The organism is Pedobacter heparinus, from assembly GCF_032678725.1.
Classification (GTDB): Bacteria; Bacteroidota; Bacteroidia; order Sphingobacteriales; family Sphingobacteriaceae; genus Pedobacter; species Pedobacter heparinus_A.
This window is the reverse complement of the sequence record NZ_JAVTSC010000016.1, coordinates 34,946-53,434: the sequence shown is the minus strand read 5'-3', so window position 1 is coordinate 53,434 and position 18,489 is coordinate 34,946. Positions and strand designations below refer to the sequence as shown.

The window sequence follows — 18,489 nt, the reverse complement described above, 5'->3', positions numbered from 1 at the left end:
TGATTAATTCCCTTTTAAAAATTGTAATTGAATAACAGATTGGTTCAGCTGGTTGACTGTCTGGAGGTAACTGAGCTTGCTTTGTACAGCGAGTGACATGTTCTGGATGAACTCGATATAACCAATTTCTCCCAGATCGTAAGATACCTGCGCAATCCGGATCTGTTCTTCAGCCTGTTTCAGACCTTCAGTAGTAAAATAATCGGCCATGGCTTTGTGCTGGGCATAATTTTGGAGTTCCTGCTGGTATTGTATGTTCAACTGGTTTTGTACCCGCTGATAATCTGTTTCGGCAATCTGAGCAGCAATTTTTTCGCTGTTTACCCTGGCCCGTCCTGCAGCATTAAACAAAGGTAGGGCAATACCCAGCTGCAGGCCTGCTATTCTTGTTCCCGGAGTATAGGTACGGCCGATATTTGCCGGATCGAAAGATTTGATCACAAACTGCTGGGCATAACCGAGTGTGAGATCGGGCATAGCACGCGAACGTTCCAGGTCTACCTTAGCTTTGGCAATTTCGATCTGCTGCTGATAAACCGCAGTTAAGGGATTGCTGCCATTATTTTCGGTATCAGAACTATACGCTGTTAATGCTAAAACAGGAAGTGTTATTTCTGAAGGGACAATGCTTGTTTTCAAGTTAAGCAATTGCTGAAGGTTGAGCTGCTGGCTGGCCAGGTTAGCTGCCGTAGCTTTTTTAAGGGCCTGTATTTCCTGGTATTTATTCCTGGCAGTGATTAGTTCCAGATTGGAGGTTTCTCCTACTTTATACCTTAGTTCAGATTTATGGATGAAATTCCGGTAAATGCTGTCCTGCATTTCCAGTACCTTCAAAGTATGGATGGCATAAAGCAAATGATAATAGGCCAGCCGGGTATCTCTGCTAATCTCAGCGCGTGTATAACTTTCCGATCGCGCTATTAAAACGGTCTCGTTGTTCAGCACCTTTTTCTGGTGCTTATAAAAACCCGGCCAGGCAAAGCTCTGTGAGACAGCTATAGAATTGTCGTTACTGCCACCTCCTGTAGGATCCTGGGAAATGGTAAAAGCTGTTTTTCCCGGATCAAAAGCTGATTTTTGCATGACCCGGCTTTGGTTTACAGCCAAGCCTGAGGATTTTACCTGCAGGTTGTTTTTTAATGCCAATGCAACAGCACTGTCTGCTGAAAGTGGCAATTGCTGGGCCTTGGCCGGATGGGTAAATCCAGGCCCTGCAAACAACAATATAATGATCATCAAAGGTTTCATAACTTTATGTTGTCTTTTTTTACGGTCTGTTACCAGCATATACAAACAAGGCAGTACAAACAAAGTGAGTAAGGTAGCTGAAAGGAGTCCGCCAATCACTACGGTAGCCAGTGGTTTTTGTACTTCCGCACCTGCGCCGCCTGATAAGGCCATCGGCAAAAATCCGAGAGAGGCAACGGCGGCGGTCATGATTACCGGCCTTAACCTGACCGCCGTACCTTGTATTACCCGTTTATAAACGTCTGTAATACCTTCTTCTTTCAATTGGTTAAAATAGGAGATAAGTACGATTCCGTTCAATACGGCTACCCCAAACAAAGCGATGAAACCAACGCCTGCCGAAATGCTGAAAGGCATACCTCTAAATAACAAGGCCAGCACCCCCCCAATGGCAGAAAGCGGAACAGCTGTGAAAATTAACAAGGTTTGACTGAAAGACCTGAATGTAAAATACAGCAGACCAAGGATCAGGAGCATGGCTACAGGAACAGCAACAGAAAGCCTGCCTTTTGCTTCCTTGAGGTTTTGAAATTGCCCTCCATAGGTAATGTAATAAGCCGGGGGAAGCTTTAGTCCGGCATCCAGTACTTGCTGTATTTCTGCTACAGTGCGTTCCACATCTCTGCCTTTTACATTAAAACCGACATAAATACGTCTTTTTCCATCCTCCCGGGATATCTGTGCAGGTGCCTCCCTGATCGCAATTTTTGCAACCTGGTTTAAAGGTACTTTGTTTCCGGAGGGCAGGGGAATGTATAAATTTTCAATACTGGATATGTTCTCTCTAAGATCGCGCTGCAGACGTACTACCATATCGAAGCGTTTTTCACCTTCGAATACCACCCCTGTTACATTTCCGGCAAATGCGGTTCTTAGGATATTGTTGATGTCGCTAATGGTCAAGCCGTATTGTGCAATCATGTCCCTGTCGTAGTTGACCACGATTTGCGGTAAGCCACTAACCTGTTCTACAAAAGGTTCACTGACACCAGATATAGGGCTAATCAGTCGAGCCACCTTAGTGGCTTGTTGAGCTAACACGTCGAGGTCTTCCCCGTAAATTTTAATGGCCACATCTTGCCGCACGCCGGTCATCAGCTCATTGAAGCGCATTTGCATGGGTTGGGTGATCTCTATATTTAGCCCTGGCAAAATGGAAAGCGCCGCTTCCATTTTTTCCGACATTTCTTCTTTTGTTTTTGCTGAAGTCCATTCGTCTTTGGGCAGCATGGCTACCATCATATCCCCACGTTCTACCGGCATGGGGTCGGTGGGAATCTCCGCACTTCCAATCCTGGTAACTACCTGCTTCACTTCAGGAAATTTATCCTTCAGTATTTTTTCAGCTTTACCGAATGTTTCTACCACCTGTGTCAGGGAAGTTCCCTGTGACATGGCAATTTCAACTGCCAGATCTCCTTCTTCCAGTTGGGGCAAAAACTCGCCTCCCATATTGCTGAACAGCCAAAGTGTAAATACAAAACAGACAATGGCAAGGGCAACCACCAGTTTTCTAAAGCCTAAAGCCTTTTCCAGCATAGGCCGGTAAACACGTTTGAAAAAATCCATGATTTGATCAGATATGTTTCTTTTGTGTACGGTATTTTTACTTAAAAACAAGGCACTTACCATGGGCACATAGGTAATTGACAGAATGAATGCACCTATAATGGCAAAAACAACCGTTTCGGCCATGGGTTTAAACATTTTACCCTCAATGCCCACCAATGATAATAAGGGTAGGTATACAATCAGGATGATGATCTCGCCAAAGGTGGCACTGGCCCTTATTTTTGAGGAAGCTGTAAAAACTTCCTGGTCCATTTGCTGTTGATCCAGCCGGGGCATATTTTTAAACAATTTGCTTTCTGTCAGTCTAAAAATGATGGCCTCTACAATGATCACTGCTCCGTCTACAATTAAGCCGAAATCTATAGCACCAAGGCTCATCAGGTTACCGGATACACCAAAAAGCCGCATCATGGCGAAGGCAAATAACATCGATAATGGAATTACTGAAGCAACGATTAAACCTGCGCGCCAGTTACCCAATAACAACAGGAGTACAAATATGACAATGAGTGCTCCTTCAATCAGGTTTTTCTGTACCGTGCTGATCGAACGGCCCACCAGTTCGGTACGGTCAATAAAAGGTTCGATCACTACTCCCTCGGGCAGCGATTTCTGGATCTGTGTTATTTTTTCTTTTACATTTTTAATGACCTGGTTAAAGTTTTCGCCTTTCAGCATCAGGGTGATTCCCGCTACTACTTCACCAGTCCCATTCCGGGTTACCGCCCCATAGCGGGTGGCGCTTCCAAATTGTACTGTGCCAATATCCCTGATCAGAACTGGCACACCACCTGCATTTTTGACCACTATTTTTTCGATGTCATCCAATGATTTTACCTGGCCTATGCCACGAATGGCGTAGGTGTTGCTTTGTTGTTCAATATATGAACCCCCGGTGTTTTCATTGTTGTTCCTGAGTGCAGCATAGATCTGGGCAATGGTTACCTCACTTGCATTGAGTTTTTCATTGTCAAGGGCAATTTCATATTGCTTTACATATCCACCCCAGCCACTTACTTCGGCTACGCCCTTTGTTCCGGCCAGCTGAGTTCTCACTACCCAGTCCTGCAAGGTTCTTAAATCGGTGGCTGTATATTTGCCTTCATAGCCTTTTTTGGTGTGCAGTACATATTGGTATATTTCGCCCAGGCCGGTAGTGATAGGGGCCAGGGCAGGCTCGGCCAATCCTTCAGGGATATTGCTTTCTGCTTCTTTGAGTTGGGCACCAACCTGTTGCCTTGCCCAGTAAATATCGGTGTCGTCCTCAAAAACGATAGTGATAACTGATATGCCCGAACGGGAAATGGATCGTTTTTCAATTACATTGGGAATGTTGGCCATGGCCAGTTCAATAGGAGCAGTAATAAACTGCTCTACTTCCTGCGCCCCTAAGCTGGGGGCCTGGGAAATGATCTGTACCTGGTTATTGGTAATGTCGGGTACTGCATCAATCGGTAGCCTGGTTAAGGAATAAATCCCCCAGATGATTAAGGCCAGGGTCATGATGCCAATTGCCAGTTTATTCTTTATAGAGAATAAAATAATCTTGTTAAACATATGATGTGCTTTAATATTTCGTTGCATGGCCTGATTTTATGGCCGGATGCATGGGTAAATAATAAATTAGCCGAACGAAGTTCAGTATAGAAATATTAAACCAATTGAGGGGGTTGCCAGATATCACCCGGAAATAAAATAACGGGGTAGGCCGTATATTCAGGAAAGTTATTGCAATTTTCTGCCAGAATAAGCAAAGGCGCCTTATTTACAGCAGGAGAGGCTACAAATGAATGGTAATTACTGCAATGAAAAAAAGGGGAACAGGCATGGGCCATTTCATGGGTATCCTTGTGCTGCGTATCAGAAACTTCGTAACACAGGTCTTCATGGCCCGAAGACAGATTGGTTTCATTACCACAGCAAGGCCATGCCAGCAAGGCCATTACATATATGGTGAATAATAAAACCAGATATTTCATGTTGCAAACTTAATGGTTTTTTTGTTTTGTATAGCCTTTTTTATTAACTAGTTTTATAATTAAATATTGGAAAATCAATATATCCGAATGAAGTATTTTAGTTGTTGTGTCCTGTTGGCCGGACTGTTCATTTCTTTAAATACCAGTGCGCAGGCCTCATTAAGTTATAACAGAGGGCATAGTCATAACGATTATCATCAGCGTATTCCATTGCTTACTGCTTACGAAGCCGGAATGGGCTCTATTGAAGCCGATGTTTTCTTAAGGAACGGAGAATTATTTGTTGCTCATGATACCTCGGAAATCAGTGTAAATGCTACCTTGAAAAAACTTTATCTGGAACCTTTGGCCAGATTTTATCGCAAAAATGGGAACCAGGCGTATAAGGACGGCAGCCATAAGCTGCAGCTGGTAATTGACATTAAACAGGATTGTAAAAATGTAATTCCCAGACTGATAGCAGATTTAAGTTCTTACGAAACTATTTTTAATAGCAGCGTTAATCCAAAGGCTATAAAAATTGTCCTGAGCGGCGATATGCCGGATCCAATGGAATTTAAAAACTACCCTGATTATATTTCATTTGATGGCAGACCCAAGATCGTGTATACTGATGAACAATTGAAACGTGTTGCGATGATCAGCGATAATTTGAAATCTTATACCAGCTGGAATGGAAAAGGGGTACCAACAAAAGATGAGGAAAGTAAACTTAGAACTGTCATCGAAAAAGCACACCGACAACAGAAACCATTCCGTTTCTGGGCCAGTAAAGACAATCCAGATACCTGGATTGTTTTAGAACAGCTTGGCGCAGACTGGATCAATACAGATCATCCAGCACAATTGCGTGAGTTTTATTTGCATAAAGATGGTTATATATCGCCGGCAATCCGGTAGGTCGGGTCTTCCAGAACATTGACCTCAATCACTCCGTCTGCATTTTTTAGCAGCAGTCTGCAATCTTCACTTAAATGCTTCAGCTGAAGCTGTTTTCCGAGCTTTCGATATCTTTCTGTAAGCTTATTCAGGGCCTCGATGCCAGACATATCCGCAATCCTGCTGTCCCGGAAATCGATGATCACCTTTTCTGGATCGCTGGCAACATCAAATTTTTCCATAAATCCCGCTACTGAACCAAAAAACAAAGGCCCATAGAGTTCATAATGTTTTATTCCGTTTTCATCTGTATATTTTCTGGCCCTGATCCTTTTTGCACTTTCCCAGGCAAAAACCAATGCAGAAATGATGACGCCGATCAAAACAGCCAAGGCCAGGTTGTGCAGCCAGACCGTAATCGCAGCAACTAAAATACCTACAAAAATATCCTGTCCGGGCATTTTGTTGATGATCCTGAAACTCATCCATTCAAAGGTGCCAATGGCCACCATGATCATTACACCGGTTAAAGCTGCCATGGGTACTTTTTCTATCAATGGGGCGCCGAATAAAATAATCATCAGAATGGTAACAGCGGCAATAATGCCAGACAGCCTGGCCCGGGCACCTGCAGAAAGATTGACGAGTGTCTGCGCGATCATAGGGCAGCCTCCCATGCCATAAAAAAAGCCATTCAGTATGTTTGCACCTCCCTGGGCTAAGCATTCCCTGTTTCCATTCCCCCTGGTTTCAGTAATCTCATCTACCAGGTTTAAGGTTAAAAGCCCTTCTGTTAAACCCACACCAGCCATAATTAAGGCATAGGGGAATATCACCTGAAGGGTTTCAAAAGTAAATGGAACCTGGGGGATGTGAAAAGGAGGAAAGCCGCCGCCAATGGCAGCAATATCCTTAACGGTTTTGGTATCTATATTAAGGCCCAGTACCAGCAGAAAAACAACAATAATGGCCACTAAAGATGCTGGAACAGCTTTCGTTAGTTTTGGCCAGAAAATCGTGACGGCAATGGTAAAGGCCACAAGGCCTAGCATCACATACAGTGTGTTACCAGACATCCAGACCAGTTCTCCGTTTACATTTATTTTAAATTGCTCCAGCTGGGCCAGGAAAATGACAACTGCGAGCCCATTAACAAAGCCAAACATCACAGGTTGCGGTACCAGGCGTACAAATTTCCCTAATTTAAACAGACCTACAGCAAGCTGGAATACGCCGGCCAGTGCCACAGCAGCGAAGACATAATCCAGGCCATGCGATTTCATTAGCGCGATCAGTACAATCACTGTTGCCCCCGCACCACCTGATATTAAACCTGGCCGGCCTCCAAAAATGGAGGTTACCAAACCCATGATGAAGGCTGCGTACAAACCTGATAATGGTGGTAAGCCGGCAAGAATAGCAAAGGATAAGGATTCTGGCATCATCGTCATCGCTACTGTTAAGCCCGCCAGGATCTCAGTTTTATAATTTATCTTTTGCGAAAAATCAAATAAGTGTAGGTATGGTTTCATAAAATGAACCACAAAAATAGGATATTAATATATGTTATTGATCATCCCGTGTTTTTAAAATTTCTCAGGCGTTTTTGATTAAAATGGCTTCCAGTACATTCGCAGCATCATCGCATTTGTCGCTGGCCATTTCCAGCATCTGCAATACTTCTTTTTGCTTGATCAGTTCTATCGCATCCTGTTCATTATCGAATAAACTGGCCAGTTCCGTATTGCAGATCAGATCTGCCCGGCTTTCACCTGCATTTATCCGTAAACATACTTCGGCAATGAGTCCGGTATTCCTGAAAGTCCGTAATTCCCTGATGGCCTTGTTCAGGTCTTTGCACATTTCCAGCAAAAGCTCTGCAAGGCTGATCATGGCCTTGTTAATGGTTTTGATGTTATAGAGATCTATGTTCATTCCGGCGGCGTAAATATAATCGGCAATGTCATCTAAAGCATTCACCAGGGCATGGATATCTTCCCGGTCAAATGGTGTGATGAAAGTTTTACCCAAGCCCAGGAAAATGGCATGTGTAATGTCATCACCAACTTGCTCCAGTTTTTCCACTTCTTTGATGTAGACTTTTCTTGCTTGCTGGTCTGGGGCGTTAACGGCATTCACCAATGCTTCAGAAATACTGACCAGATTATTTCCGGCTTGCTCAAACAAAGGTTGGAACAATTTATCTTTCGGACTAAAAAAATTGAAAATGCTGTTCATGGTATTTTTACTTTTAACAAAAATATCATTGCAATGTTAAGGCATCATGAAATGTAGGGCGTATAATTTGTTGATTAATTGGGTGTTTATAGCGCCTCTATTTTTCTCTGTATGAGCTGTTGCTCTGCCTGGGTTTTGGCAAGGGCCTGAGCCCTTTTAAAGGAGGTGAGTGCTTTGCTTTTGTCGATGTTTTTATAGAGTTCCCCGAGCAATACAAAGTAGAAATGACTATCCTCTAGTTTCAGTTTTTCGGCCTCTTTTAAGGCTACTTTAGCGCCGTTTGCTTTGTATAAGGCAAATGTTCTGTTGAGGGCAGCACCAGGAGAGTAGATGATCATTAAAAGCTGGTTGTAAAGCTGTAAAATCTCTTCCCATTTTTCCGGGCTGTCTTTCTTTGTGCAATGGCAATAGGCGATCCTGGCTTCGATGTGATAGCTGCTCAATTCTTCCCCTCTGGCAGAACGGTTCAAAAAATGAATGCCCTGACTGATCAGTGCTTTATCCCATAGTGCTTCCTCCTGTTGTTCATACAGGATCATTTCACCTTCGCTGCCCTGACGGGCATCAAAACGGGAAGAGTGGAAACACATCAGTGCGATGAGGGCATTTGTTTTTGGCAGGTTGGTCTTTTCGTATTCGGTGAGCATTACCCCCAAACGCAAGGCCTCAATGCAAAGGTCTTTCCGGAGGATCTGGTTCTGGGTTTTGGAATAATAGCCTTCGCTGAACAGCAGGTAAATGATGTGAAGCACATTGTCGAGGCGTTTGGGGATTTCATTTTCCATAGGGAATTCCAGCTGGATCTTTTCGCTGCGCAGCTTTTCTTTTGCCCTGAAGAGCCTTTTGTTTATGGTATCCTTGTTGGACAGGAAAGCTTCGGCAATTTCATCAATGCCAAAACCGCAAAGGATGCGCAATGCCAGGCCGATCTGAGCTTCGCTGGCAATTGCAGGCATACAAATGGCAAAGAGCATTTGCAGCTGGCTGTCTTTGATATTTTGTTGTGAAAAGCTCAATGGCTTGGGGTTTTCCTGCAGTTCTTGTTTTCGTTGGAGCTCGGGGATGACCTTGTCTTCAAAAATTTTGTTTCTTCTAAAATAGGAAAGGGTCTTTTGCCTGGCTACGGTATACAGCCATGCCGCCGGATTTGGAGGTACGCCCTTTGTTCCCCAGGTTTCTGTGGCGAGCAGAAATGTTTCGCTGACGATGTCTTCTGCTATTTCTATGTGCTGCAGGCCAAAACGTTTACTGATGACAGCAACCATTTTAGCAAATTCCTGCTGAAATAAATGTTTTAAAAATTGCTGTTCCATTCAAATCATTAAAGCAGCTGTATAACGTACAGCTGCTTTTGTTGTCGTTTTATCCGAATATGGCCCTGATTTCAACACTGCCATCTGCTTCGAGTGCCGGGCAGCCATGTGCCAGGGTAGTTGCCTCGTCGAGGGTGTCGGCTGTAACTACAATAAAGCCCCCGAGTCTTTCCCTGATCTCTACAAAAGGCCCATCAGTAACAATACCACCTGGTTTCAATACTTTACCTGCCACTTCCAGTCGGTTTCCATGGGATTTTAGTTTTCCCTGAGCAGCTATCCCGCCGATCCAGTCGTTCCATTTTTTGTTTATGGCGTCTATCTCATCGGTTGAAGTGTTGGTACGGTCGTAACTGGCCTGGCGAAATAAGAATGCAAAATCTTTCATTTGACTATTTTTGAATGATGCTGAAGTCATCATGAGCAACAGTAGTAATATTGCTCATGATGACTTCAGCTAATTGTTATAATGTTTGAAGATAGGAATTTGATCTAAGAGCGTTGATATTTATTTTGCCTGTACTTTATGCTGCCCTACAGTATAACTTCCCGCAACGGTACGGAAAGCAATATTGATGCGGTTGTAACTGTTTATGGTAGTGATACCCAGTGTCAGGTCAATCAGTTCTTCTTCTGAAAACTGTTTACGCGCCCTGTCGTATACCTCAGTAGCTACATTGCCATCTCTGATCCTGGTTACCGCTTCTGCCCATTCTATTGCAGCACGTTCACGTTCGCTAAAAAGCGGGGCTTCTCTCCAGGCATCCATCACATACAGGCGTTGTTCTGTTTCACCTATTGCGCGCAGGTCTTTGGAGTGCATATCCAGGCAATATGCGCAGCCATTGATTTGTGATACCCTGAAGTAGATCAGGTGTAAAAGCTCGGGTTCAATTGAAGATTTACTCAAATAAGCACCGATACCATACATTGCTCTCATTGCATTCTGGCCTTTTTCAAAGGCATTGATTCTTTGTTCCATTTTTATTATTGTTTTAATATTATTGATTTACACTACAATAATGCATGAGATTTATAATATTGGACATCGGGGCTAAAATAAAAACACGATATTTATTTTAAACAGAAATTCTAAGAGATTATGCCACACATTGCAATTATATCTTCCAGTGTAAGAATGGGCCGTAACAGCCACCGGACTGCTTTATACTTCAAAAATTTTATGGAATCCGGAAACCTGGCTTCGGTTGAAATTCTGGATCTCCTGGAATATAATTTCCCGATTTTTGAGGAACGCTTACGTTTTTTTGAAAAGCCTACTACAGAGATGCTGGATTTTGCTGCAAAAATTAAAGCAGCCGACGGGGTGCTAATCGTTACACCAGAATACAATGGGGGTTATCCTTCAAGTTTAAAAAATGTGGTTGATCTGCTGTATGATGAATGGCGAAAAAAGCCTGTGGCTATATGTACCAATTCAGCCGGGCCGTTTGGTGGTGCTCAGGTGATCACCTCTATACAGTTTTCCTTATGGAAAATAGGTGCATGGACAGTTCCAGCCATGTTTCCGGTGCCAAAGGTACAGGAGGCGTTTGATGAAAACGGTGTGCCGGTTGATCAGGCGGGAATGGATAAACGCGCAACAGTGTTTATAAATGAACTGTTATGGTGTGTTGAAGCCAGGAAGAGAATGGTTACTTAAATCAATTGTACTCCAATTTTATAAAAAATGCAGAAAAATTTGCGTAGTTAAATGACTACGTTTATATTTGTAGTCAAATGACTACATAATGAACCTGAGACGAGATGTATTTCAAGCCATATCAGACCCTACAAGAAGGGCCATATTGCTATTGGTTGCCTCACAAGCCATGACAGCAGGAGTGATCGCATCAAACTTTGACACGGCGAGACCAACAGTTTCAAAACATCTGCAGATACTTACCGAATGCGAGTTGCTTAAGCAAGCGCAAAACGGCAGAGAGATTTACTACCATATTAATGCAAAAAAAATGAAAGAAGTAGCCGACTTTATCGAACCATTCCGCCAGATGTGGGATGCCAGGTTTAATAAACTGGAAGACGTCATGAAAAAATACAAACCTAACACCTAGAACAGTATGGAACAAAAAACCAAGATCAGTGCCGAAGAGGGCAAGCAGGAATTAGTGATTACCAGGGAATTTGATTTGCCATTGGAATTGCTTTTCAGAGCTTATGCAGAGCCTGAGCTCGTTGAGCAATGGATGGGAACAAAAGTGCTCAAACTTGAAAACAAGAAGCACGGCGGTTACCGATTTGAAACTACCGACCCTAAAGGAAACAAGCACGGGTTCAATGGGGTAATTCATGACTTTAAACCTGATCAGTGTATCATCCGGACATTTGAAATGGAGAACACTCCTTTTTCTGTATGGCTTGAGTTCCTGGAATTTGAAAAACTTACTGAAGATACCAGCAAGCTCAGGATGCATGTGGTATATAAATCAGTTGCCCTCAGAGACCAGATGCTGCAGATGCCTTTTGCACAGGGTATCAATATGGCGCATAACAATTTGCAAGAAATCGTAAATCAATTAAAATAACACCGTATGACAAAAAGCAGAAAAATTATCTATTGGATCGCTACCTTATGGCTTTCATTGGGCATGCTGTCAACTGCAGTAGTACAAGTAATTAAAATGAAAGAAGAAGTAGATATGATGACTCATTTGGGTTATCCGCTCTATTTTTTAACCTTACTGGGTATCTGGAAAATATTGGGTGTTATAGCAGTGCTTATTCCCAGGTTTCCTTTACTCAAAGAATGGGCTTATGCAGGCTTTTTCTTTGCCATGTCGGGAGCGATATTTTCTCACCTGGCGTGTGGAGATGGCGCCAAAGAATTTTTTGGACCAGTATTGTTACTGATCCTGACTTTTGTATCTTGGTATTTCAGACCTGCAGATAGAATAATTAGTTCAGTTAATCCATAATATTATGCAAATGAAGCGCAATAAAAAGGTGTTGTCGGCAGAACAACGTGAAGAATTACTTGGAACATTGAAGGCCCGTTTTGAGAAAAATATGAACCGCCATAAAAATATGGAATGGACTAAAGTACAAGCAAAGCTGGAGGCGAATCCTGAAAAACTATGGTCACTGGATGACATGGAGATAACCGGGGGTGAACCGGATGTTGTTGGATATGATCAAAAGACCGGGGAATTTATTTTTTACGATTGTTCTGCAGAAAGCCCTAAGGGCCGCAGAAGCATTTGCTACGATCATGAAGCGTTGGAGTCAAGGAAAGAGCATAAACCAGCAGACAGCGCAATTGGAATGGCAGCGGATATGGGCATTGAAATGTTAACAGAGGAACAATATCGGGAGTTGCAGCAGTTTGGAAAGTTTGATACAAAAACATCCAGCTGGGTTAAAACGCCTGAAGATATCAGGAAACTCGGCGGTGCCATCTTTTGCGATGTTCGTTATGGAACTATCTTTATGTACCACAACGGTGCTGAATCTTATTATGCAGCGAGGGCTTTCCGTGGCGCGCTAAGGGTTTAAAGGTGAAATGACTTAATGGTTAACATCTGGGTTCGGCGGCAGATTTTTGATGAATACTTCTTGCTGCGCAAAGGGAATCACAATGCCATGGGTTTTGAAACTGGCGTTGATACTGGAAATGACATCACTCCGCAATGGGAAATATTCTTTGATGTTCCTGACCCAATAAATGACCTCTATTTCTACAGCGCTGTTCCCAAATTCTTTAAAAAATGCATCAGGTGGGGGATAGGATAATATCCTTTCATCTGCTTGTAAAATTTGTTTAAGGAGTGTTCTGGCATTTTCAAGATCGGTATCGTAGGCAACACCTACCATTAAGCTGCACCTTTTAATGTTTTTGCCCATGCTGTAGTTTACCAGTTGCTGGTTGAGTAGTTCTCCGTTCGGTATAATGACATTCGGTCCATCGGAGCTGGAAACGATGCTGCTCCTGAAACCAATGGATTTCATGGTTGCAATTTTTCCATTGATCTCGATGGTGTCGCCAACATTTACAGGCCGCTCAAAGGAAATAATAAGGCCGCTGATGAGGTTATTGACAAGGCTTTGCAAGCCCAGGCCCACACCAACACCCAGGGCACCCAGTACGATCGCAAATTTATCGAGCGGGATACCGGCGGCAGCAAAGGCAAAAAACAGCCCCAGTGAAATGATAAATATCCTTACGATCAGGATCCAGCTGCCCAGACCTGCTTTTTTTTGTTTGCCAGTTCCCTGGTGAAAGGCATCAGGACCTGAAGCAAAGTAAGAAACAATTCGGGAGAGCAGGAATGCGGAAAGAAGTATGATGATAAACATCAATAATCCCATAATGGAGTAATTGTAATTCCCAATGGTTCTTTCTGAAGTTAGAAAATCAATAAATGGCCCGGAAAAGCGTTTGAAACTATAAAAGTTTCTGGCCACAAGGGTGAACCAGCCTAAGATGAATACCAGGTATAAGGGCCATGGTGCATTTTCGCCCACGCGGTCAAAATTGACATAGAAGAGTTTAGGGCTTGGTTGTTTGTAGGCTTTGAAGGCCAGGGTAAGGCCCTGGTTGATGAGCCTGATTACCCATAAAAAAATAATGGCCGTTAGTATGCCTATATAGCCGCTGACCATTAGCGTTTTAGCAATGTTAAAACGTCCAAAAAGATTGGACAGGATTGCTGCAGTCTGCAATATCAGCAGAAAAATAATGGCGTATTTTATTTTTTTCTCCCTGAGCTGGAATCGGTGTGCGGTGCTTAAGATAAAAGCTGCATATAGTGCGCCGCCTAAAGAAAGCGCCAGCAGGATATGACGTTCGGGTCTGGAGGCTTGCAGTACCATATTGTCTGCGCCGACCAATAGGAAAAGCAAGATAATTATGGTCCAGAATAGTTGCCAGTGCGGGCTGATGTGGTCCTTGAATATGAGCCAGAGGAAAACAGCTGAAACGGTCCAAAGGCTGTAGCTGAAGATAAATGGTGGAGAAGGGAATATAAACTGGAAAATGGATATGGTAATCAGGGCAGCCGACAGCAGCGGATAACGTACCACCAGCTGTTCTGTATAATCATCACTCAGGAGATCCTCTTGCTTGAGCTGGTGTTTAAGTGACCTTAAAAACGACCAGGAACAACCTGCCAATGTCAGCAAAATGAATATAGAAAAGGCGTGGTTTTCTAAATAAAACTTCAGTAACAAGCGCTCCTTTGCCATTGAAAAGCTCAGTATCTCTTGTAAAGGACGGGAATTACTTGCTTTGTCCCATAGGTTAGGGAACTCCCGGTTAAAGGTATTGGCTGAGAGCCGGGTGCTGTAAATTTCAATATCTTCCTGCGCCGATCTTATTTCAAAGGCCAGAAGGTCTGTTTTTAGTTGTAGTTCTTCCAGTGTAGTTACCGCTTTCTCCAGGGCGCTGTCAATGGGGGCCATTTCTTTGACGGTTACGAACATGCGTTTGACAAATTTGATCAAATCCACTGAATCAGACGGAAAAGCATATAGAGAGGGTTCGTTTGAAAGTGAGTCAATCCTGAGTTTAGCATGGGTTAGTTTGGCGGCATAACTGTCAAGAAATTGTTTTCTTTTTGCTACCCTTATTGAAAGCTCGACCAGGATAGCAGCGGATACGGTCAGGTTTCTTTGGGTTTGGTTGCTGCCAGCATTGATCCAGATGCCATCTTTAACAATTTCGAGAGATTTATTCGTGCTGTGCAGAAATGCATTCAGGTTATTGGTATCTATTACTTTTTTGAGCAGTAATCTGGCTTGCTGGTTCAGGTTTCTTGCAGTTTCAAGGACAATACGCTGCCTGTTGGCCATTTTTTCATCTGTGAATTCCTGTTTGCTTTTTACTGCCCCATCCGCGGCTATTTTTTTTATTTTTCTTACCAGCGGGGATTCCGCCTTATCCTGTCGGTTTATGCTGTCCTGTTGGGCAAAAACCGGTGCGATGGCTGATAAATATAGAAAAATCAGTAAAAGACGCTTCATGAAGGATGAATTTGTTATCAAAATAAAAAAATAATACGACATTAAGAATTTATGTGCTTTCACGGCGTGATAATTCGATTTTAAAATAATATTCTGTTCAATGAGATGCTAAAAAATATAACAAAATATTCTACTGTTTTTAGCTCCCTGATTAATCAAAAAACCGGATTTTTTATATTGTTTACCAACTTTAGAAAGTGCTTTTTACTTTTGGACCATAATTTATTTGCTGTGTAGTTACCAGAAAAAGGCAATAAATAATTCATTGCACAGCGTAAGCTATAAAATTTGTCATTTCCAGGTGGACATGATGAAAAAATTTAGGTTTAAAGTTTTAATCGGGGCGATCTGGATAGATGCCCCGGTTTTGTATATAAAATCGACAATAAAACTATTCGTGCAAACGCAATTGTTTTTTAAGGTGACGGATCTCTTCCTGCATGTCGTTTACTTTTTCGAGCAGGTGACGGATAGCATCGATCCCTTCAATATTGATCTGAAGATCGTAATGGAAGTGGATGTACCTTTCCAGTTCATTGAGCTGGGTTAAACGGATGTATTTTTCGGTATCGATAAGGGTAAGTGTGATGATGCCGGATTCTTCCAGCAAGTCGATGAAAGCAGGTTCAATGTTATAATTGACGCAATATTCTGTTATGGTGATGAATTCAGTTTCCATAGCTGTTTATTTTTGATCCAGGTTTTGCAATTCTTTGAACAGGTCTTTTTGTTTTTCGCTGAGGTGAGCAGGGATTTTTATGGTATAGGTGATGAACAGATTGCCAAATTCACCATCCTTTTTATATACCGGGAAACCTTTATTTTTTAACCTGACTTTAGTGCCGTTCTGTGTTCCTGCTGGCACTTTTAATTTTACTTTGCCATCAAAGGTAGCGGCAGTTACTTCACCGCCCAGGATTGCGGTGTACAAATCCAGCTCCTGGTTTGCATAGAGATCGTTATTCAAGCGTTTGAAAACAGGGTGTTCGCCAACGTTAAATGTAATGTAGAGGTCGCCGTTCGGGCCACCGTTTTTACCAGGACCGCCTTGTCCGCCTAGTTTAATGACCTGTCCGTCTGCAATACCAGCTGGAATGGTGATGCGTAAGTTTTTACCGTTAACAGTGATCGTTTGCTTATGGGTTTTGTACGCATCGCTGAGGTTAAGCTTCAGTTCGGCCTGGTAATCTTGTCCCTTATATTTTACATTGGCCCCGCCTTGTCTGCCACCTGCGTTGCCAAACATAGATTCGAAGAAGTCGGAAAAGTCACCTCCTCCAAAATTTTCCGAAGTATAAGTTTGGGAAGAACCACCAAAAGGATTGCCGCCACCCTGGTAAGCATGCTGTTGCGATTGTGCTTTTTTAGCTTCTTCATACTGATCCGCATGTTTCCAGTTCTCGCCATACTCGTCATATTTTTTTCGTTTTTCCGGATCACTTAGTGCCTCGTTAGCTTCGTTGATCTGCTGGAAAAGTTTGTTTGCTTCTTTGTCATCGGGATTCAGATCGGGATGATATTTCCGGGCCAGCTTGCGGTAGGCTTTCTTAATGTCATCCTGTGAGGCTGTTTTTTCAATTCCCAGTGTTTTGTAGTAATCAATAAATGCCATAAGATAGATCTATGCTTAAAATAATTTAAATATAAGTAACAAGATTGATAAACAATTGTTAAACGTCGTTTCGCTCCCAGGACGTTAAAAAAAATACACATATTAAGTAGATTATCGATGTTATCTTTATTAGTTTAATGCTTAATTGCCTTGTTGTTAAAATAAAATTTAAGTAAGTGCTAACAAATTATTATGTTTTTTATATTATTATAATAAATTTGAAAAAAGATAGCAACTGGTTAGCGTACGCGATTATCGTATGCAGATATCTGACGCTCTTATCTATTTTATTTAATATTACAGTCTATATGACAAGATTGTTTTGCTCTGGTAAGTATTAAATAAAAATGCGATTAAACCTACAGAATATAGAACACACAAATCATATATGAAACCTAACCAACCAAACTCTCGAAGAGATTTTATTAAGAAAACCGCAGTAGGATTGGCTGCATTTACCATTGTTCCGCGTTACGTGCTGGGCGGACAAGGCTTTATTGCCCCGAGTGACAAGTTAACCAAGGCTGTTATTGGTGTTGGCAGCATGGGAAGAAATCATTTTGCTTACGACGGCACCCAGGTAGTAGCCATTTGCGATGTGGATAAAAGGCATATTGCCAGATCATTGCCAATGCTGGATAAAGGAGTGAAGACCTTTAGTGATTATCGGGAACTGATTAAATTGCCTGAAGTAGATATTGTACATATTGCCACGCCGCCACACTGGCATGGCATTATGGCTGTGGATGCTGCGAATGCAGGTAAAGACATCTGGTGTGAAAAACCAATGACCCATACCATTGGTGAAGGTAAAAGGGTAATGGAAGCGGTCCAGCAGAACGGCAGGATATTCCGTTTGAATACCTGGTTCCGTTTTAAAGATGCTTTTTATGGTTTAGGTACTACCGTAAAACCGGTAAAGAAATTGGTGGACAGCGGTTTGTTGGGCTGGCCTTTAAAGGTTACGGTTAGCAGGCATACCGGATATGACTGGAAGTTTTTTTGGGTTGGCAAAGATAATTTACCTCCTGAACCTGTTCCGGCAGAGCTGGATTACAATGCATGGCTGGGCCCTGCACCTTATAAGCCTTATAGTACACACCGCGTACACCAAACCTTTAGAGGGTATTGGGATTATGATGGAGGTGGGTTGAGTGATATGGGCCAGCATTACCTCGATCCGATCCAATACTTTTTAGGTAAGGATGATACCAGCCCGGTCTCAGTTGAAATAGATGCGCCTCAGCAGCACCCTGATGCAGTGGGTACCTGGCGCAGAATAACTTATACTTATGCTGATGGCTGTCAGATCATTTTAGACGGCGAGGCAAAAGATGCCAATGTTCCTTATATAGAAGGACCAAAAGGTAAATTATATCCTGGATTTAAGTCGGATATACCTGATCTGGAACGTAAGCTGGCTGCTTTCCCTGACCCAGCTCTGCAAATGACTGATTTTAGTGAAGCCGTGCGAACCAGGCAGAAATTTGCACTGAATGAGCAAAACGGACACCGCTCTTGTAACATCATTAATATTGGACTTGCGGCCTTACGCTTAGGACGTAACCTTAAGTTTGATCCTGTTAAACAGGAGTTTATTAATGATGAAGGTGCAAACAGGCTAATTAACCCTGTAATGCGTGCTCCTTTTTCCATTTAACCTTTAACA

At 42.6% G+C, this 18,489-nt stretch carries 17 protein-coding genes; 7 read left to right on the top strand and 10 right to left on the bottom strand.

Going from position 1 to position 18,489, the window contains the following annotated elements; genetic code table 11:
* Nucleotides 1-3 precede the first annotated feature (3 nt).
* Both R2Q85_RS20920 and R2Q85_RS20915 read right to left on the bottom strand, forming a co-directional pair.
* Nucleotides 4-4,377, bottom strand: coding sequence for a CusA/CzcA family heavy metal efflux RND transporter (locus R2Q85_RS20920; RefSeq protein WP_316813839.1), 4,374 nt, complete (start codon nucleotides 4,375-4,377; stop codon nucleotides 4-6).
* 95 nt (nucleotides 4,378-4,472) lie between these two features.
* The gene (locus tag R2Q85_RS20915) at nucleotides 4,473-4,799 is read right to left on the bottom strand and encodes a hypothetical protein (protein WP_316813745.1); all 327 of its coding nucleotides are present in this window, start codon (nucleotides 4,797-4,799) and stop codon (nucleotides 4,473-4,475) included.
* An 87-nt stretch (nucleotides 4,800-4,886) separates the two neighbouring features.
* Here R2Q85_RS20915 and R2Q85_RS20910 point away from each other — a divergent pair, with 87 nt between their 5' ends.
* Nucleotides 4,887-5,699, top strand: coding sequence for a phosphatidylinositol-specific phospholipase C/glycerophosphodiester phosphodiesterase family protein (locus tag R2Q85_RS20910; RefSeq protein ID WP_316813744.1), 813 nt, complete (start codon nucleotides 4,887-4,889; stop codon nucleotides 5,697-5,699).
* Here R2Q85_RS20910 and R2Q85_RS20905 read toward each other — a convergent pair.
* The 5 genes from R2Q85_RS20905 to R2Q85_RS20885 form a co-directional block, all read right to left on the bottom strand.
* Nucleotides 5,675-7,210, bottom strand: coding sequence for a SulP family inorganic anion transporter (locus R2Q85_RS20905; RefSeq protein ID WP_316813743.1), 1,536 nt, complete (start codon nucleotides 7,208-7,210; stop codon nucleotides 5,675-5,677). The genes R2Q85_RS20910 and R2Q85_RS20905 overlap by 25 nt on opposite strands.
* 64 nt (nucleotides 7,211-7,274) lie before the next feature.
* The gene (locus tag R2Q85_RS20900) at nucleotides 7,275-7,916 is read right to left on the bottom strand and encodes a DUF47 domain-containing protein (RefSeq protein ID WP_316813742.1); all 642 of its coding nucleotides are present in this window, start codon (nucleotides 7,914-7,916) and stop codon (nucleotides 7,275-7,277) included.
* Nucleotides 7,917-8,002: 86 nt separating this feature from the next.
* Nucleotides 8,003-9,229, bottom strand: coding sequence for an RNA polymerase sigma factor (locus R2Q85_RS20895; RefSeq protein ID WP_316813741.1), 1,227 nt, complete (start codon nucleotides 9,227-9,229; stop codon nucleotides 8,003-8,005).
* Nucleotides 9,230-9,278: 49 nt separating this feature from the next.
* The gene (locus R2Q85_RS20890) at nucleotides 9,279-9,617 is read right to left on the bottom strand and encodes a YciI family protein (RefSeq protein WP_316813740.1); all 339 of its coding nucleotides are present in this window, start codon (nucleotides 9,615-9,617) and stop codon (nucleotides 9,279-9,281) included.
* Between the two features lie 120 nt (nucleotides 9,618-9,737).
* On the bottom strand, nucleotides 9,738-10,211 hold the full coding sequence (locus R2Q85_RS20885) for a carboxymuconolactone decarboxylase family protein (RefSeq protein WP_316813739.1): 474 nt from the start codon (nucleotides 10,209-10,211) through the stop codon (nucleotides 9,738-9,740).
* Between the two features lie 120 nt (nucleotides 10,212-10,331).
* Between R2Q85_RS20885 and R2Q85_RS20880 the strand changes: the two genes are divergently transcribed.
* The 5 genes from R2Q85_RS20880 (at nucleotide 10,332) to R2Q85_RS20860 (ending at nucleotide 12,742) form a co-directional block, all read left to right on the top strand.
* Entirely contained in the window at nucleotides 10,332-10,892 is a 561-nt protein-coding gene (locus R2Q85_RS20880; protein WP_316813738.1) for an NAD(P)H-dependent oxidoreductase, read from the top strand.
* A gap of 88 nt (nucleotides 10,893-10,980) precedes the next feature.
* The gene (locus R2Q85_RS20875) at nucleotides 10,981-11,304 is read left to right on the top strand and encodes a metalloregulator ArsR/SmtB family transcription factor (RefSeq protein ID WP_316813737.1); all 324 of its coding nucleotides are present in this window, start codon (nucleotides 10,981-10,983) and stop codon (nucleotides 11,302-11,304) included.
* A 6-nt stretch (nucleotides 11,305-11,310) separates the two neighbouring features.
* Nucleotides 11,311-11,775, top strand: coding sequence for an SRPBCC domain-containing protein (locus tag R2Q85_RS20870; protein WP_316813736.1), 465 nt, complete (start codon nucleotides 11,311-11,313; stop codon nucleotides 11,773-11,775).
* A gap of 6 nt (nucleotides 11,776-11,781) precedes the next feature.
* Complete coding sequence (locus R2Q85_RS20865) at nucleotides 11,782-12,165, top strand: DoxX family protein (protein WP_316813735.1); 384 nt, start codon at nucleotides 11,782-11,784, stop codon at nucleotides 12,163-12,165.
* A 10-nt stretch (nucleotides 12,166-12,175) separates the two neighbouring features.
* Nucleotides 12,176-12,742, top strand: a complete 567-nt coding sequence (locus R2Q85_RS20860) for a DUF4256 domain-containing protein (protein ID WP_316813734.1) — start codon at nucleotides 12,176-12,178, stop codon at nucleotides 12,740-12,742.
* 12 nt (nucleotides 12,743-12,754) lie between these two features.
* Here R2Q85_RS20860 and R2Q85_RS20855 read toward each other — a convergent pair whose 3' ends face one another.
* The 3 genes from R2Q85_RS20855 to R2Q85_RS20845 all read right to left on the bottom strand — a co-directional run bounded on the left by R2Q85_RS20855 (nucleotide 12,755) and on the right by R2Q85_RS20845 (nucleotide 16,820).
* On the bottom strand, nucleotides 12,755-15,208 hold the full coding sequence (locus R2Q85_RS20855; RefSeq protein ID WP_316813733.1) for a mechanosensitive ion channel family protein: 2,454 nt from the start codon (nucleotides 15,206-15,208) through the stop codon (nucleotides 12,755-12,757).
* A gap of 391 nt (nucleotides 15,209-15,599) precedes the next feature.
* Nucleotides 15,600-15,887 carry a chaperone modulator CbpM gene (locus R2Q85_RS20850; RefSeq protein WP_316813732.1) on the bottom strand — a complete coding sequence of 96 codons (288 nt, stop codon included), beginning with the start codon at nucleotides 15,885-15,887 and terminating at the stop codon, nucleotides 15,600-15,602.
* Nucleotides 15,888-15,893: 6 nt separating this feature from the next.
* Entirely contained in the window at nucleotides 15,894-16,820 is a 927-nt protein-coding gene (locus R2Q85_RS20845) for a J domain-containing protein (RefSeq protein ID WP_316813731.1), read from the bottom strand.
* Between the two features lie 388 nt (nucleotides 16,821-17,208).
* Between R2Q85_RS20845 and R2Q85_RS20840 the strand changes: the two genes are divergently transcribed.
* Nucleotides 17,209-18,480 carry a Gfo/Idh/MocA family oxidoreductase gene (locus tag R2Q85_RS20840; RefSeq protein WP_316813730.1) on the top strand — a complete coding sequence of 424 codons (1,272 nt, stop codon included), beginning with the start codon at nucleotides 17,209-17,211 and terminating at the stop codon, nucleotides 18,478-18,480.
* Nucleotides 18,481-18,489 lie beyond the last annotated feature (9 nt).